12 protein-coding genes are annotated in these 16,756 nt (G+C 64.3%); 1 reads left to right on the top strand and 11 read right to left on the bottom strand.

The genetic code is table 11. The annotated features are described in order from the left end of the window. Positions 1-13 precede the first annotated feature (13 nt). Positions 14-820, top strand: coding sequence for a class I SAM-dependent methyltransferase (locus H7J73_RS21200; protein WP_264069631.1), 807 nt, complete (start codon positions 14-16; stop codon positions 818-820). Between the two features lie 14 nt (positions 821-834). Here the strand turns inward: H7J73_RS21200 and H7J73_RS21195 are convergent, their stop codons facing one another. From H7J73_RS21195 to eccA, 11 genes are all read right to left on the bottom strand, one after another. Beyond that, positions 835-3,714: an MMPL/RND family transporter gene (locus H7J73_RS21195; protein WP_264069630.1), complete on the bottom strand. Its 2,880-nt coding sequence runs from the start codon at positions 3,712-3,714 to the stop codon at positions 835-837. Continuing rightward, entirely contained in the window at positions 3,711-4,652 is a 942-nt protein-coding gene (gene eccE / locus H7J73_RS21190) for a type VII secretion protein EccE (RefSeq protein ID WP_264069629.1), read from the bottom strand. The genes H7J73_RS21195 and eccE overlap by 4 nt, the downstream gene beginning before the upstream one ends. Then, the gene (gene mycP, locus H7J73_RS21185) at positions 4,649-6,031 is read right to left on the bottom strand and encodes a type VII secretion-associated serine protease mycosin (RefSeq protein ID WP_264069628.1); all 1,383 of its coding nucleotides are present in this window, start codon (positions 6,029-6,031) and stop codon (positions 4,649-4,651) included. The genes eccE and mycP overlap by 4 nt, the downstream gene beginning before the upstream one ends. After that, on the bottom strand, positions 6,028-7,455 hold the full coding sequence (eccD, locus tag H7J73_RS21180) for a type VII secretion integral membrane protein EccD (protein WP_264069627.1): 1,428 nt from the start codon (positions 7,453-7,455) through the stop codon (positions 6,028-6,030). Before eccD ends, mycP begins: the two co-directional genes overlap by 4 nt. 15 nt (positions 7,456-7,470) lie before the next feature. Continuing rightward, positions 7,471-8,310 carry an ESX secretion-associated protein EspG gene (locus H7J73_RS21175; protein ID WP_264069626.1) on the bottom strand — a complete coding sequence of 280 codons (840 nt, stop codon included), beginning with the start codon at positions 8,308-8,310 and terminating at the stop codon, positions 7,471-7,473. A gap of 38 nt (positions 8,311-8,348) precedes the next feature. Continuing rightward, complete coding sequence (locus H7J73_RS21170) at positions 8,349-8,636, bottom strand: WXG100 family type VII secretion target (RefSeq protein WP_264069623.1); 288 nt, start codon at positions 8,634-8,636, stop codon at positions 8,349-8,351. Continuing rightward, the gene (locus H7J73_RS21165; RefSeq protein ID WP_264069621.1) at positions 8,636-8,929 is read right to left on the bottom strand and encodes a WXG100 family type VII secretion target; all 294 of its coding nucleotides are present in this window, start codon (positions 8,927-8,929) and stop codon (positions 8,636-8,638) included. Before H7J73_RS21165 ends, H7J73_RS21170 begins: the two co-directional genes overlap by 1 nt. A gap of 75 nt (positions 8,930-9,004) precedes the next feature. Further along, positions 9,005-9,319, bottom strand: coding sequence for a PE family protein (locus H7J73_RS21160; protein WP_264069620.1), 315 nt, complete (start codon positions 9,317-9,319; stop codon positions 9,005-9,007). Continuing rightward, complete coding sequence (gene eccCa / locus H7J73_RS21155; protein ID WP_264069619.1) at positions 9,316-13,272, bottom strand: type VII secretion protein EccCa; 3,957 nt, start codon at positions 13,270-13,272, stop codon at positions 9,316-9,318. Before eccCa ends, H7J73_RS21160 begins: the two co-directional genes overlap by 4 nt. Beyond that, the gene (gene eccB / locus H7J73_RS21150) at positions 13,269-14,774 is read right to left on the bottom strand and encodes a type VII secretion protein EccB (protein ID WP_264069618.1); all 1,506 of its coding nucleotides are present in this window, start codon (positions 14,772-14,774) and stop codon (positions 13,269-13,271) included. The genes eccCa and eccB overlap by 4 nt, the downstream gene beginning before the upstream one ends. Continuing rightward, on the bottom strand, positions 14,771-16,618 hold the full coding sequence (gene eccA, locus H7J73_RS21145) for a type VII secretion AAA-ATPase EccA (protein WP_264069617.1): 1,848 nt from the start codon (positions 16,616-16,618) through the stop codon (positions 14,771-14,773). The genes eccB and eccA overlap by 4 nt, the downstream gene beginning before the upstream one ends. Positions 16,619-16,756: the final 138 nt, after the last annotated feature.

Below are 16,756 nucleotides of genomic sequence, written 5' to 3'. Positions count from 1 at the left end.
GTACGGTGACTCCATGCCAGTCATCGACGCCCGTCACCTTGCCGGGATATCCGAAACCGCGCTGCTCACCCTTCATCAGCGGGCAACCGAGGCCGCTCGACCCGACGGCATCATCGACGACCCGATCGGTATCGCCCTGCACGAAAGCCTCGACTACGACTACCACCACTTCGGCCGGCTACACCAAGCGACCGCCCTTCGCGCACTGGCCTTCGACAACGCCACCCGCGACTATCTCGATACACATCCGCGAGCCACCGTTGTCGCCTTGGCCGAGGGTCTGCAGACTAGCTTCTGGCGCGTTGACAATGACGAGATATCCTGGCTTTCAGTCGACCTCGAACCAATCGTGCAGTTGCGTCGAGAACTCCTTCCGACGTCGGATCGGCTGCACTACCGCGCCCAGTCTGCCCTCGTCCACTCCTGGATGGACGACGTCGACGACACCAAAGGAGTGTTGATCACCGCCGAGGGCCTGTTCCAGTACCTGGACCACGACGCGGTTTTCGATCTGATCGCCGCCTGCGCCAAGCGATTTCCTGGTGGTCAGCTGATTTTCGACAGCATTCCTCGGTTCTTGAGCTCGTACTCGCAACGCGGCATCAAACTCAGCGAGCACTACACGTCGCCCCCGATGCCGTTTTGGTTCACGGCAAACCGATACAAGGAGCTGTGTGCACTCTCCGGCGTCCGTTCGGTCCGCGAGTTGGGGATGCCGCTGGGGCGCGGACGGGTTTTGCGAATCCTCACTCCGCTCGTCTATCAAACGCCGTTCCTCGAACAGCTCCGAGCGCCGACGAACCTGGTCGAATTCGACTGAACGCCAGACTCTGGTCAGTTCTGCGCCGGCGCGGGGTGCCCCGAGTCCTCCTCCAGTTCAGCTGTTTTCGGCTTCGACCACGGGGACGGTACCGGCCGTGGTCGGACCAGTTTGGGCCACCAGAACCATCGCCCGAGCAGAGCGGCGATCGACGGCGTCATGAATGACCGGATCACCAAGGTGTCGAACAGTAGGCCGAGACCGATCGTCGTGCCGATCTGCGCCACCACGGTGAGCTCACTGACTGCCATCGACATCATCGTGAAGGCGAACACCAGGCCGGCCGATGTCACCACCGAACCGGTGCCGCCCATCGCCCGGATGATGCCGGTGTCGAGCCCGGCGTGCATCTCCTCTTTGAATCGCGCCACCAACAGCAGGTTGTAATCTGCGCCGACGGCCAGCAGGATGATCAGCGACATCGCCATCACCATGAAGTGCAGCTCGACACCGATGATGTGCTGCCACAACAGTATCGACAAGCCGAACGACGCTCCCAACGACACCACAACGGTGCCGACGATCACCGCGGCAGCGACCGCACTTCGAGTGATGATGAGCATGATGATGAAGATCAGGCACAATGCCGCGGTTCCAGCAATCACCAGGTCGTAGTTGTTACCTTCCTGCATGTCCTTGAACAGCGACGCTGTGCCCCCGATGTAGATCCTCGAGCCCTCCAGCGGGGTCCCCTTCATCGCCTCCTTGGCCGCCTGCTTGATGGCGTCGATGTGCCCGATGCCTTCCGGGCTCAGCGGATCGCCGTCATGGGTGATGATGAACCGCACCGCGTGACCGTCCGGCGAGAGAAAGCTCTTCATCCCGCGCTTGAAGTTTTCATTGTCGAATGTCTCGGGTGGCAGATAGAACGTGTCGTCATTCTTGGAATCGTTGAAAGCCTTGGCCATTGCCGCCGAGTTATCCTGCATCGCAGCCATCTGCTCGAGTATCCCGTTCTGGGTGGCATACGTGGTCAACATCATCTCTCGCATCTTATTCATCGTCTCGATCTGAGCGGACATCTGCTGCAGTAGTTCTGGCATCAGTGCATCGAGTCGATCGATGTCGGGCAGAAGATTCTGGATGTCGTTGGTCAATCTGTCAGTACCGTCGAGCGTGTCGAAGATGGATCGCACCGACCAGCACACCGGGATGTCGTAGCAGTGCGGTTCCCAGTAGAGGTAGTTGCGCATCGGCCGGAAGAAATCGTCGATGTCGACGATATGGTCCCGCAATTCCGCCAGGTCGTCTGACATTTGGCGGGTGCTGTCGACCATGCTGTGTGTGGTGGCGCTCATCTCCGACATCAGCGTCTGCATCCGGGTCATGGTCTCGATGGTGCTCTGCATCTGATCGGCCTGGGTCCGCATGTCTTCGATGCGGTCTTGCAGGTAGCCGCGGTTCAGCGTCTGCAGACTGCCCTGCATGCTCAGTTGCGCCGGAAATGTGCTGAATTCCAGGGGCGCCCCGTCCGGCCGGGTGATCGCCTGTACTCGGCTGACCCCGGGCTGGCCCACGATGTTCTTGGCGATCTTGTCGATCACCAAGAAGTCCGCCGGGTTGCGCAGATCGTGATCCGACTCGACGAGGAGCAGCTCGGGGTTCATCCGTGCAGTCGAAAAGTGCCGTTCGGCGGCGGTGTAGCCCTCCATGGCGGCCAGGTCCAACGGCAGATACTTGCGCTCGTTGTAACTGGTGCGGTATCCGGGCAACGCCAACAGACCGATCAGTGTGGCCGCAACGCTCACTGCCAGCACCGGCCCTGGCCACCGGACGATGACCGCACCGAGCTTGCGCCAGCCCCGGATCCGCATCGCTCGCTTGGGCTCGAGGCGGCCCGACCGACTGGCGACGGTGACGACCGCAGGCCCCAGTGTCAGGGCAGCGAGCATGGCGACAACCATCCCGACCGCCAGCGGGATTCCCAGCGTCTGAAAATACGGCAATCGCGTGAAGTGCAGACAGAACGTCGCACCGGCGATGGTCGAGCCGGAGGCCAGAATCACGTGCGCTGTCCCACGAAACATCGTGTAATACGCAGCTTCCCGACTCTCGCCGACTGTCCGGGCCTCTTGGTAACGGCCCACCAGGAATACCGCGTAATCGGTAGCGGAAGCGATCACGAGCGTGACGAGAAGGCTGGTGACGAATGTCGTCAGGCCGATGAATCCGTGGAAGGCCAGCGCGGCGACCACACCGCGGGCGGCCGACAACGCGACGAAAACCATCGCCAGAACGACCAGCGCGGTGCCGATCGAGCGGTAGACCAGGAGCATCATCGTGATGATGACGGCGAAGGTGGCGATTTCGATGATGCGTGCGCTGCGCTCACCCGCGAGCTGCTCATCAGCCGCCAGCGCCGCCGGGCCGGTGACAAATGCCGTCACCCCGGCCGGGGCCGGGGTGACCTCGACGATCTTCTTGACGGCCTCGACCGACTCGTTGGCCCGCGTTTCACCCTGGTTACCGGCCAGGTACACCTGTACGTAGGCGGCTTTACCGTCGGTGCTCTGTGCGCCAGCTGCGGTTAGCGGGTCGCCCCAGAAGTCTTGGACGTGCTGCACATGCGTGGTATCGGCATCGAGCTGTTCTACTATCGAGTCGTAGTAGTGATGCGCTTCGTCACCGAGCGGCTGCTGGCCCTCCAGCACCACCATTGCCATGCTGTCGGAAGTGAATTCACCGAACACCTGGCCGATGCGCTTCATCGCAACCGTCGATGGCGCATAGTCCGGGCTCATCGACACCGAGCGCAACTTGCCGACAACCTCCAGCTGCGGAGCCGTCACGCTCAGCACAGCGACGAACACCATCCAGCCGATGATGATCGGGACGGCAAGCCGCCGAATCCAGCTGGCCAGACCCGAGCGCTCCGGGTGGCCGCCGTGACTCATGTCCTGACCGGCACACCGTTGGCGGGCCACCGTACGGCCGACAGCTCGCACAGCGGAACCACCTCGGCATCAAGCTGTTTCGTCGACGTCGGGGCCAGTGCGTGCAGAGCTTCCCACTGGGAACCCCGCTGCAAGGTCAGCCCGACCAGCGGCGGTGTCGCCGGCGGCGCGACCTCCGTACGGATCACACAGCCTGCGGCCACTCCTGCTGCACCGACCTCGATCGCGGTCCACACCTCGCCGAATCGTCGCGACCACAGCTCGGTCAAGGTGTCGGGCAGTCCTTGGGCGGCAACGCTATAGGCCGCCACGAAACCGTTGCTGCCGTCAGCCACCGCACGCCACTGCTCCTTCGCGTCCGGACCCAGCAGGTCCGGGACGAAGTCGTCTGAAGTGGTGAGCGACCAGCCGCACTCGCGGAGCTGATCAGCGAGCCGACGCAGAGTGATCTCGGCAGTCTCACGAAGCGGAATATGCACCGACCGCGCCTGCAGCGCAGACAGATTGGCCGCAGCAGACATGGTCAAGCCAATCCAGGTGGTGCGCCCCGTCTCGGTATCCCGACTGGTGACCCGCAGCGACTCACTCTGCACACCGTAGCGATCGAGGTAGCCGGCGATCAGGTCCAACGGCAGATCAGAATCGGGGCTGTCCAGCACCCGTAACACGACCGTCTTGCGCGCATCGACGCCGGCGTGGTCTACCAGCTGACTTATTCCGCCAACACGCTTACCGCGGAGCAACAGCGCCAGCCGGCGCCGCACAATCGTCGTCAGCCGCAGCCCACGCCACCACCCGAACAGCATCACTACCACCGCGATCGCAACCCCCAGAATCCACCTCTGGCCCACGGTGTGCCACGGGTAGGCCATTGCGGCGGGTGCGACAGCCGACAACGCCAACGTGATTCGACCGCGGCCGGGCATAAGGGTCCTCATCTGTTCTGTTCCTTTCGGCGACTGACCACGACTGCGGCCATGACCACGACCAGCGCCAGCGCCGCCGTACCCGCGAACGCCATCGTGCGCGGTCCGTTGTCCTGAGGTGGCGTGGCGGCCGGAGCTGCGATCCTCGTCGGCGCGACATCGGATTGGTCGACTACCGGCCCGGAAAGCTCCCACGTCAGTGCAGCGACCGGGTCGACCGTGCCGGCGCCTACCGCGTTGGACGGATCCTGCGCACCGTTGTGCGCGGTTGTCTGCAACCGCAGGATCACCTGCGCCGCGGTCAGGTCAGGAAGGCGGCTGCGAATCAGCGCTGCCACACCCGATACATAGGCAGCGGCGTAACTGGTGCCGTCGAGTGCCGTCCACTTTTCACGCGGGCCGGGAATCCCGTTCGCCAACCCGCCGTCCTCTCCATTGCTGACCGACACCACGTTCTCGCCCGGCGCCGCGATACCCACCCAGGGTCCGGCCATGGTGAACGCGGACGGCTGACCGGTGGGCGTCAGCGATCCGACCGAGAGCACGTAGGGCTGCCACCAAGACGGCACCGACACCGAGGTGACAGCGCCCCAGTTCCGCGGGTCGCTGGGATCCGCAGACGGGCTGATCGGGTTGGACCGGCACGCGGCGCCCCCGGAAAGCCCCGCGGGACCGCTGTCTCCGGCCGCCGCGACGATCACCACATCTTTGTCAAGGGCCGCGTAGCGCAACGCCGCCCCCAATCCCTGCTGGTCCACTGCGCTGTCGGCGGGCAGACATGTCACCGCCGAGATATTGATGACCCGCGCCCCCAGATCGGCGGCGTGGACGACGGCACGGGCCAGCGAGGCGACATCGATGGTTGCTCTTTCCTGTTCGGGATCGTCGCTTTGGTCCCGCGGTGAAAACGCCGCTGAGGTAAGCCGGATCGACAACAGCCGAGCCGCCGGCGCCACACCAGCGAACGCGTCGCCGCCCGGTTGCCCGGCGATGATCCCGGCCACCAGGGTGCCGTGTCCGTCACAGTCGGACAGCCCATTGGTGTCGCCGACATAGTCACCGCCCGCTTCAACGTTGGGCAGTCTCGGGCCGGGAGTAACGCCTGTGTCGATGACGGCAACCAGCTGCCCCTCCCCCTGCGAAAACCGCCACGCGTCTGCGAGATTGAGCAGCTGCTGGTTCGGCGACTCCGCACCTGGCGCACTTCCGGGAATGATCCCGGTGGACACGCACTGCGTACGCTGCGCCATCGACACGGAGGATCCGGTGCTGCCAGTCGGCGGACGATCACCGGGGTCGACGGACGGCGGACTGACAGCCCACGCCGAGGGGCTCGTCAACAGCACGACAGTCGAAGCACCCGCGGCCATCCGTAGCCTAGCGCGGATCATCGATTGAGCACCCAGGCGAACAGGCCGACGAGGTAGGCCATTACCGGGATCAAGGACACGTCCAGCGCTGCGGCCAAAGCCCCGAGCAGCCGCCGCATCGGGAGTGAATAGCTCTCCGGTGCAGCAAGGTTCGGGTTTGTCGCAACGATCGATACCCCGCCGGCGAGGATACCAAGGGCAACCAGAACGAGCACGGCCGCCAGGTAGCGGTGTTGGCCGACGAAGAGCGCCAGCAAGCAGACCGAAATTAAGAACGGTTGCGCCAACAACCAAGCTTTGCAGGCCGCGGTGTCCCAAACCCGGGCGCGCAGCATCGCCGCCGCCGACGTCGCGATTACGCCATACCAGGCCCACGCGCCAGGTGCGGCCGGCTGGTCCGCGATAGCCAGCGACCCGATCACAGACAGCACCACCGCACCGGCGATGAACCCGGTCTGGTGCGCATCGCTGATCTGGACGCGACGGGGAAGATCCTCGAGTATCCGCATCCCGGGCGGACTCGGAGCCGGATCTCCCGGGGCAGGAATGACCGGTAGCGGCAGCCGGGCCCACACCGCGGACAGCTGGGCTGCCTGCACCGTGACCAGCAGCGCGAACACGATCAGACCACAACCGAGGGTAAGCGTCGGAAGTTGCCAGATCTGGGCAACTGCTCCGGCCATCAGCAGAGCCACACCGATGACCGTGGTGGCGGTGAACAGAGCAAGGCAGTGTTCGGCGAGGATGGTACAGATCAGCGACCAGGCCGTCACGGCGGCCGCCGCGAGCATCAGCTGCGCCGGACCAAATGCACCAGGTACCGACAACGCACCCGCGGCCGCGACCGGTACCAAGGTGACCACCGACATTTCGACGGCGGGTGCGCTTGAGCGCGCACGCAGCAACAGCGCGGCTACCACGGTGATCGCGGCAACCACGCTCACGGCGTACAGACCGACCGTCTCACTTGTGGCAATGCGGTGCGCGACCGCGAAACACGTAGCTGCCAATAGCACTGTGACGACGGCAGCTCGCGCGAGCAGCTGAATCTGGGCGCTCCCCCACGGCTGCGAGCGGGATCGCGAAAAGATCACGGCGGCATCGGCGATGTCCTCGACGATGCCGGGGGCCGCGGGGCCCACGGGAACCGGTTGCAGCGCAAGGAGATCTCCGTCGACGACGCCAACGGTGTCCAGGCTGGCATCCAGCGAGAACGGTGCACCACCAATCGGCGCCAGACTCAGGCGGCGTGGCGCTGTAGCGTCCGGTGCCGTGCCATTCAGCGCAGCGGCAGGGGGTAGCAACCGGTGCACGGCGGGCAGGATCTCGCGCAGCGGCAGTTCGGCGGGCAGCGCCATATCAGCAATCCGGCCGTCGGCGAGGATCGCCACCCGCACGATCGGCAGAACCGGAGTGGCGCTGATTGTCCCCGAGAGGTCAGTCATGTGCTCGTTCTCATTTCAGCATTTTTGAGTGGTGAGATCCCGGGTTCGCCGGGCCGACGGAAACCATTGGCCCTCTGGCAGCGAGGCACTGAGGCGTTCGAGAGCAAGAGCCGCGGCGATTGTGGTGCCCGGGGTGAAGGTGGACACCCACTCCCCATCGAAGGCGCGCGCCGGACTGACCAGCACACGACCAACTGAGGTGTCGACGACGGCAACTCCGACGTCGGTGATCTGGCGGGTGGCTCCGTTGCGCTGGCCGGCCACTACCTCGACGTAGCGTCGCGGACCGTCGAACACCGCACGCACGACGTCACGCGCCGATGCGGGGATATCGAGATGATCCATCAGAGCCGAGAGGTCTGCGCCCTCGCGTATCTGCCTATCGGCTCTGGCGCCCACCCGAGTCGGTAGCGCGAACTCCTCGAACGATGCGGGCGGTCGGTCTCCCAGCCCTGCGGTCACGACGCGCGCCAGCGTCCGCGGATCGTCGATGTCCAGAGCGGTGAAGGTGACAAGCTGCGCATTGCGCAGTGCAACCACGGTCTGACCGGTGCGACGCGCCACCAGACCACGAAGCAGATCCCCCGACGATGTACTGGCGACGTAGCGCAGCTCCAGCCAACGCTCAGGATTGCAGACTATCTGAATCCATTGCCGCACAGAAGGAATGAGCGTGCCGTCGGTGATCACCTGCAAACGTGCCAATTCGGCAGTCTGTTGGGATGCGAACGCCGCACGTTCGGACGCATCGCGGTACGGCGGGGTGATCGCCAGCACACACGGAAAGGTGCCCGCTCCGACCTCATCCGCGATGAACCAGGCTGCGCCGACCGTCAGTTCGACTGCGTCAGACACGAGGCCGGTCTCGTCGTCGAATAGGCCTCATTGTCCGGCTAGCCCCACTTCGCGCCTTCGGCCTGATCCCGCGCCTGCATCGACATTGTGTTCGTCTCGTGTGTCGTCGACATCGCCATGTATGCGCGCACCAGATCCTCCATGGCGGTGTTCCACTGCGCCTGCCAGGCCTGATAGGTCATACCCGTATCGCCCTGCCAGGTGCCCTGCAACGCCGCCTGCTCGGCGCTGATGTCAGCACCAACCGCCTGAAGGGTGCCTGCGTAGCCGGCCATATCGCCCGCATGACCAAGCATCGCGGGATAGTTGTACATGATCTGAGACATCAGAAACCTCCGTAAGTGCTGGCAGCGGCGGCATCCTGAGCCACATAGGTGGCACCGGCCTCACCGAGATTGACCTGAGCGATGTCGAGCAGCGAGTTCACTTTGGCCGCGGTCTCAACGAACCGCGCGTGCGCGGACTGAAAGGCGGCTGATGACTCGCCCATATGGAATGCCTGTGCGGCCATCGCGGCCTGCTCAGCCTGCGCGACGGTACTGCGCATCAGCGCAGTCTTGACACCGAACGCCGATTCGGAAGCGATCAGCTGCGGGATGTGGGCGTCGAGAAGACTCATGTTCGATTATCTCCAATCACTTTGAGCAACAGTTTGATTCGTTCGAGAACTAGGTTCGTTCGACATCCTCTCCACTTAAGACCCTCCGCGGCGCGCCAGGTAGGACAGCGCGGCGGTGGTGTCTCCGGTGAAGTAGCTGGTCGCCGACTCACCTACTCCGATCCCGGAGCGACCCAGCTCGATGATCCCGTCGGCCGCGGCGCCGGCATGTTCGGCGCCATGGACACCGAAGGATAGGGACGCCTGCAGCGAAACCGGGTCGGCCGCAGGTGGAACAACTGCCGTGATGAATGGCGACGCAACCACGTGTGCGGCGGCCAGTCGTGCGGCCAGTGCCTCGACCGCAGCGCTTGCGGCCGCCAGGCCTTCCGGCACAACCCGAAGTGTCATGGCAGATTCCTCTCCTTGGCATCCGATACTGCGTGCCTACCGGCCAACGGATTGACGAGTTGGACATAGGTCAGAGAGTCAGTGTCATCGAGCAACACCCCGCGACCTGGTATCTGGCGCGCGAAGCGGTGTCCGCGGATCTTGCCGCCGTCTTGCGGATTGCCGGACAGCATCAGGGTGGTCGCTTGCAGATCGTTCATCCGCCGGAGTAGTGGGTTGGTCATCAACGCATGCGCCGAGCCCGTGGCACGGGCCGAAACGATCACTCGCAATCCCAGATCGGCTGCCTGGGAGAGCAACCCGATCAGCGGCGTCCATGGTCGCTGTCCGACATAGGGCCCCGACAGCACCGGGTTGTCCGGAATCTGGTCGACATCATCGATGAACAGGTAGTGAGTGTGGCCCGCATAGGTCCAGCCCGTCATCTCGCGGGCAGACATCCCAGCCGGAGGGCGGCGGGCCTCGAGGATGGCCGAGAGTCCGAGCATCGCCGGAACGATCCGGTCGATGTTGGCGGTGTACTCGTTGTCATCGAAGAGGGGCTCATCGACCAACTGGAGCCGGCGATCGAGCACGGTGAAGGCCACGCGGTCCTGGGCCGAGTTCTCGCGGATCGTCCGGATGAGATGCCGCAGCAGCGTCGTCTTCCCGGACTTGCTGTCCCCCAGAATCATCAGCAGGGGTTGGCCGGAGAAGTCGAGTGCCACCGGTGAAAGATCTTCTTCGCGTTGACCAATCACCACCTGCTCCGTGCCGAGGTAAAGCGGCGCGACGTCGGCGGGCGTGAGTTCAGCCGGCAGCAGCCGCACCTGCGGCGCTGATTGGCCCGGATAGCGCGCGCTGAGCACCGGGGTCTGTCTAACATCGGGGGCTGCGAACAGGAAGTGCTCGGCCGCCATCGTGAGACCGCGACCCGGCTGGTCATAAGGCACGTTCTCCGCCGGTCGTCGCAGTGCACCGGCCACGCGTACATTGCTGTCCCGCGGATCGGGCAGCCGCAACTCCAAGCGCAATCCCAGCCCATCGCGCATCGCCAACGGCACCTCGAGCCAGTTCGGCGTGGTGATCAAGACATGGATGCCGTAGGACAGGCCACTGTTGGCCAGCTCGGTGACCTTTGCCAACAACGGGTTTCGCGTGTTGAACAAATCGGCATTGTCGCGGCTGAAGCCATAGAGGTTGTCGATCACCAAGAACACATGCGAGTGGACGGTGCCGTGTCCGGCGCGCTGCCTGCTGGCAAGTAATTGCTCGAACTCCCCGAAGGTGCGCCGAATCCGCTCGGGTTCCAGTGGTGTAGCAACGCTACCGACGTGGGCGAGGTCCTCAAGTTCTCGCAGCCGGCCACCGCCGTAGTCCAGACAGTAGAACGACACATCGCGCGGTGAGTGCAGTGCAGCGGCCGATAGGATGAACGTTTGTAGCGCAGTCGATTTGCCGGACTTGGCGCCGCCGTGAATCAGCATGTTGCCCGCCGCTGAGTTCGCATCGAACATCAGCGGATCGCGTCTCATCTCGAAGGGCCGGTCGATCTCGCCGAGCGGCCAGCGCAACTGACCTTCCCGGACGCGGGCACCGACGAGCACATCGGCCAGCGGGATCGCATCGTCGAGCGGCGGCAACCACAGTCGGGGTGCGCGTGGGCCATAGGCGCCCAGCTGGTCTCCGATGGTTGCGATCAGCTTCTTCGGCGGCCCAACTGGAGCGTCGTCAAGGTCATCTGGCATCGCGACGACGTCCTGGTCGAGCTCGACCACTGAGGCTGTGAACCACCGGGGCCTCGGATCTGCGCGAACCACATACGATTTCAGTCGCCGTGGTGGATCGTAGATCCCGTCGACGTAGGTGCTGCGGAACTTGACCGGTTCGGCGCCGGGGGCAGGAACTAGGAAGCCAACGCCCTTGTGCTCTTTGCCAGATTCGATGTGATAAGCGTCCTCGACGCCGATGATCTGACGCGATACGGACGGGCTGGCGACCTTCAGACCGATCCGGTACGACGTGTTCTTGTCGATATCTTTGATCCTGCCGACGTCGAGCGTCTGTGATGCGAACAAGATGTGGATGCGAAACGAGCGGCCCTTGCGGGCAAGATAATCGAACAGTTCCGCGTAGTCAGGGTAATCCGCCAGCATCAGAGTGAATTCGTCGGCGACGACGAACAGCGTCGGTAGGGGTGGCAGGTCTTCAGTGCCCGGCGCGCCAGAATCGCGAGCCGCCTCGTACTCGGTGACCGAGTTAAAAGCGCTGCCCTGGATTCGGCGCCCAGATTCGCGGAGCAGGGTCTCGCGCCGTGCCACCTCCCCGCGCAGGGTATCGGCGAATCGATCGGCCAGCGATTTCTTCTCGGCCATATTGGAGATCACCGCGACGACCTGCGGGAAATTCCGGAAGATATCGGCGCCGGCCTCACCCTTGAAGTCTGCGTAGATGACGATCAGACGCTCGGCTGAGTGGGTAGTGAGCAACGCCAACAGAATTGACATCAGCGTCTGGGACTTGCCCGATCCCGTCATACCGATCATCAGGCCGTGCGGGCCCATCCCGCCTTCGGCCTCGTCCTTGAGATCGAAGTACAGCGGCTCGCCGGTGGTGGTCACACCGATCGGCACCCGCAGCTCATCCTCGCGCCTGCGCGGCGCCCAGAGCGCGGGCACATCGAGCTGTGCTGCGTCGTCGATGTTGAGCAATGTGCTAAATGTGGCACCGGTGGTGGCCGCTGAACGCAACCCGACATGGGTGGGGTTGGAGTCCCACCGCGATAGCCTGCGCGCCAGATGCGTTGCCTCGTCGACGGATAACTGGTCGGCGTGGTCCACATAGGGCTGCCAACCACCGCTTGCCCAGCGCGCAATACGCCCGTCGGAGACCTTCAACACCGGCCGATCCGGGTCCATATACTGCTCGCGATGTGGCTCGGATTCGGCGATCTGAATCACGGTGACGCCTGCCAATCCGGCCGACAGCACTGATGCCGACAAGTCGTAGCCCGGATCGTCGACCACGAGAAGCAGGTGCCTCAGACCACTCTGAGTCCCACCGTCGAAAAGCGGGCGCTCGGCCACCACCGGTCCGATGCGTGAGATGAGTTCGTCTGTGTTGACGCTCAGGTGGCGAGCCGGACCGGCCCCATCGATCTTGCCCGAGATATCAACGTGGGGAAGCCATTTAAGCCAGGACCAGTCTTGTGACTCAAGGTGGGGGCTAGCCAGCGCGATACCCAGCACCCCTGGGTCATGCCACGTGACCGCTTGGGCGACCCAGGCCCGGACCGCCGCGTGAACATCGTCGCGGTCACCGAGTAGCGTCAGCCTCGAGACCCTTGCCAAGTCGATGCACGTCGGCGCGCCGTATACGGTGCGCTGGGTGTCCAACAACCCACGAAGCGCGCTGTGCGACACGGGTTCCAGGTCAACTTCGTCGACGGTGTCTTTGACGCGCAGTGTGGTGTCGAGCGGCACGTCGTGCAGTCCGGTGCGCACCATCAAGAAGTCGGAGTCGCCCAGGTCACGTTCCCACTGCCGCGAGGAGCCAGGCACTACACCGAGTGCGCTGGGCTCGGGATGAGACCACTGCAGTGCGGCGCGTTGATCAGCTGCCTGAGCGCGAATATTGTCCCGCACCACCGACAGGTAGCGCAGATAGTCGGCGCGCTCGGCGTCAATCTCCTCGGGCCGCAGCTTGTTGTCGTTACCGCGGTACAACGCCGTGGCGGCGAGCAGCAGCACGAAGGGGAAGAACAGGATCTGCGGCGAGATCAACCGCATCCCTGTCGCGAGCAGCGCGACGATCATGCCGACAATCAGGATCACGATCAGATACGGAAGTGCCCGACGTAACAACGAGGGCGGTACGACGCGCGGCAACTCGGGGGGCGCTTCGATGGTGATTGTACCCTTGCGCACCTCAGGTCGAGGCAGCCGCTTGTGTGCCTCGAAGATCAGCCTGCTCATCGATTTCCCACTCCCGTGAATACGGTCAGCGCATCGGCCTTCGACAGCGCCGGCCCAGGAACAAAGAGCGCCAGCACTGCCCAGGGAGCCGGCATCGCAGGCTGGTTCAAACCCAGTGCTGCAACGGTTTTAGCCACCTCATCCGGATTGGCCGCCTCGATCCCGTAGCGCATTCCGGTATCGGAAATCCAGAACAGTGAACCCGCGGCGGGCGATGCCGGCTCCTGGCCGACCGTTTGCACGAAATAGCCGGTACCGGTCGGCACCGCCACCCGAGATGCAGTCGTGCCACCGGGGGCACCCAAAAGATCCACGGTGCCGGCCCCGTCGGCGATCGGCAGTGCCGCACCGGACAACAACGTCAGCGAGCTCGTACTGGCATCCGCAGCCTTGGCCCATCGCACACACGTGACAGGTGAACTCACCGCATCGACGACGTCTATCCGCTCCGCGGGGTATGCCGCGGTGTCGATCATCCTCGATACCGGAGCACGGGCGATCTCATCGGCATCCAGCCGCGGTGGCTGCTCCAGTCCGTAGGAATTGGTGTTGCGCAACAATGCGGCAAGCACGGGTGACACCGGCTGCAGACCATCCGGCAACACCGCGTAGTAGAGCATCGTGCTGTCAGTGCCGTAGGCCACCACGACCCCACCCACCGGGACCGGAACCGGGAGGGGGAACTCCGGCGGGGCGCCGGCACCGGGAAAGACGGGGGCCCGCAGCGGCATGCCCTCCGGTATCGCGTTGAACAGTCCGGCGGAGATGCGGCGGACACTGGGACTGTTCGAGCCGAATCCGAGGGCGCTGGTGACAGCACGGTCCCCCAGGTCGATCGGGCTGCGCCGGCCGTCCCACAGCAGCCAGTTCATCGGCGCCCCTGGCGGACCGCTATCGACCAGCACCGCCGTGGCCGGCTTCAGTGCGGAGGCACGCTGCCCGCCCTCAGTCGGCCGGCCGCCGATCACTGTGACACCGGGGTACACCGGGCCCGTGCTGTCACACACCGTCCAGTCGGCGTCACGAGTACTGTTCTGCACCATACGTTCTGGGGCGCCGGGGATACCGACCATCGCCCCGCGTGCAAACTTGTCCAACGCCGCAGGACCGACGCCGGCGGGCTGCACGGATCGTCCGGCGATCAGACGCGCCGAGGTCAGGTTAAGCACCGGATGCAGCTGATCGTCGATGCGGACGTAGAGTGCCGAGCTATCGCGATCGGCCACCACGATGTTGTTGCCGACCGTTCCGCTGGGCCTGATCAACGAGAAGATGAAGCAGCCGATCAACCCGGTGATCACGATCAGCGCACCCATCAATACCGAACGGGATTGCGTCCGAAGCGGATCGACGAGCATGCGGGTGTCGTGTAGGGCTATCCCCGAAGCGATCCGGCGCATGACGAATCGCCAGCCGGTCACCTGATGTCGGGTGACGAAACCACGGCGGTAGCTGACCTGATCGGGATTCTCGTTGACCGGTGTCCGCGATGCGAAGTTCATCTGGACTCCGCCAGGCCGAGGCCGCGCAACAGCGGCACCACTGCAGTGCGGACGTCGGCGGCGGTGATGGTCATGAGGTCCTCGTCGGTGAACGTCTCTGTACCAGCTTGTTCAGAATGGTCCAGCCGGAACTCCCGCTCCTCCTCCGAACGCTCGACGACGTTGCGGACGAAGCGGCCATTGCCCGCGATATCGAGGCTGCGTCGCTCGATGCCTGCGGCGTCGGGATTCGACGACGCGGCCAGGTGACCGAACAGGGACTGCAGATCGTCGAGGGCCGCCTGCTCGAAGATGCTGTCCCGTTGTCCCGCCATGGCATTGGCGATCTCCACCAGCTCGGCCGCGCTATAAGACGGGAAGTCGATGCTGCGGGTGAAGCGTGATCGCAGACCCTCGTTGGTATCGAGGAACCGGTCGAGGTCGGCGCGATAGCCGGCGATGATGACTACCAGCCGGTCGCGGTCGTTCTCCATCCGGGCCAACAGGGTGTCGATGGCCACCAATCCGAAATCGTTCTTGGCGCCGGTGGCCACCAAGGCGTACGCCTCATCTAGGAACAGCACCCCATCGAGCGCACTGTCGATGATGGCGTTGGTCTTCGCCTCGGTCTCGCCGATGTGCTGACCGATCAGATCGGCTCGGTGCACCTCTTTGACGTTCTCCTTCTTCAACAGCCCGAGCCCGCAATAGATCTTCGCCACAACCCGGGCGATGGTCGTCTTACCGGTGCCGGGCGGGCCCGCGAACACCAGATGGTGCGAACGCTGAGCGACCGCTAGTCCACGCTGCTGGCGCAACAACGCCATCGCCACCGAGCTCTTCAGCCGCGACACCTGATCCTTGACCTCATCGAGCCCGATGAACTCACCCAGCTGCTCCTCGGCCTCCGCGAGCAACACCGCCTTACGCTCATGAGCACACGGATCGACGAAGTTGGCCTCGTTGGGTTCGGTCTCGATGTCCCAAGGGTCTGTACGTGCGTCGATGCGGGCGGCCGAGGTGGTCGCAATACCGTATGACGGATCCGAGAGTGCCTGCTCGACAGCGGCGTTCTCCGGATTGGCCGCATAGAGCTCCTGCAGCACCTCGGCGGCAGCCTCCTCCTCGCCTTGCGCACGCAATGCGAGTGCCTTGGCCAACGCACCGTCTACGGCGGCCAGTGCCAATGGTCCTTGCGGTTCGCCCAGATATGACAGCGCAGGGGCGAACATGCCGAGGTGGGCCAAAGCTGTCCCTAGTGCCGTCCTCACAGCGTGCGCGAACATCTCGTCGTCGTTGTTGTCGTTGACGACCGGGGTCAGTAGTTTGATGACGTCGGCCCAGCGGTGAGCACGAAAGTGGATGGCGGTCGCGACCCAGCGGGCGTCCCGGGATTCGGCACTGCGGGCGGTCACCTCGGAAACAATCACATCAGCCTCGGCGAACCGGCCCGCTACGGACAGCGCCGCCGCGTAGGCCAGCCGGAAGTTGTCCGGATCCGTTGCGCGGAACTGCAGATACAAGCCGGTGTCATAGGTGAAACCAAGCACTTTGGGCGCCAATTCGATACTGCGGATCAACACACCCGCCGTATGGCGCGTGGCTGCGACGGCTTCAAGCACCGCCAAAGAGGTATCCCCCGCGGCTGCCAGCCCCGTCCAGGCATCGCAGTGATCGTGAGCAAGGCGCGTCAAAGTAGCGAAACCTGTTCGGGCGGCTACAGGATCGGCAGGGCGGTGGCGGTCGTACACTGCAAGGCCCAGTGCTTTACAGCACGTTGCGAACCGACTGACGATCTCGCCGTCCACCCGGCCCGGCGGCCGCGCACCGGCCTGCACCACGTGGGTGGCACTACCGACTGCCATCACCCGGAGACAGCCGCCGGATAGTCGCTGACCGGCCTGTTCAGGCGGTTAGGACGTGCCGCTTCACGACGGAGGCCACGAATCTCCGCAGACGGGCTGCCGGGCCACCGGGCATACTCCAGCCCGAAGATCACGCTT

Source organism: Mycolicibacterium komossense, assembly GCF_025822605.1.
Taxonomy (GTDB): Bacteria; Actinomycetota; Actinomycetes; order Mycobacteriales; family Mycobacteriaceae; genus Mycobacterium; species Mycobacterium komossense.
The sequence above is the reverse complement of the archived record's forward strand: the minus strand, read 5'-3'. Positions and strand labels throughout refer to the sequence as shown.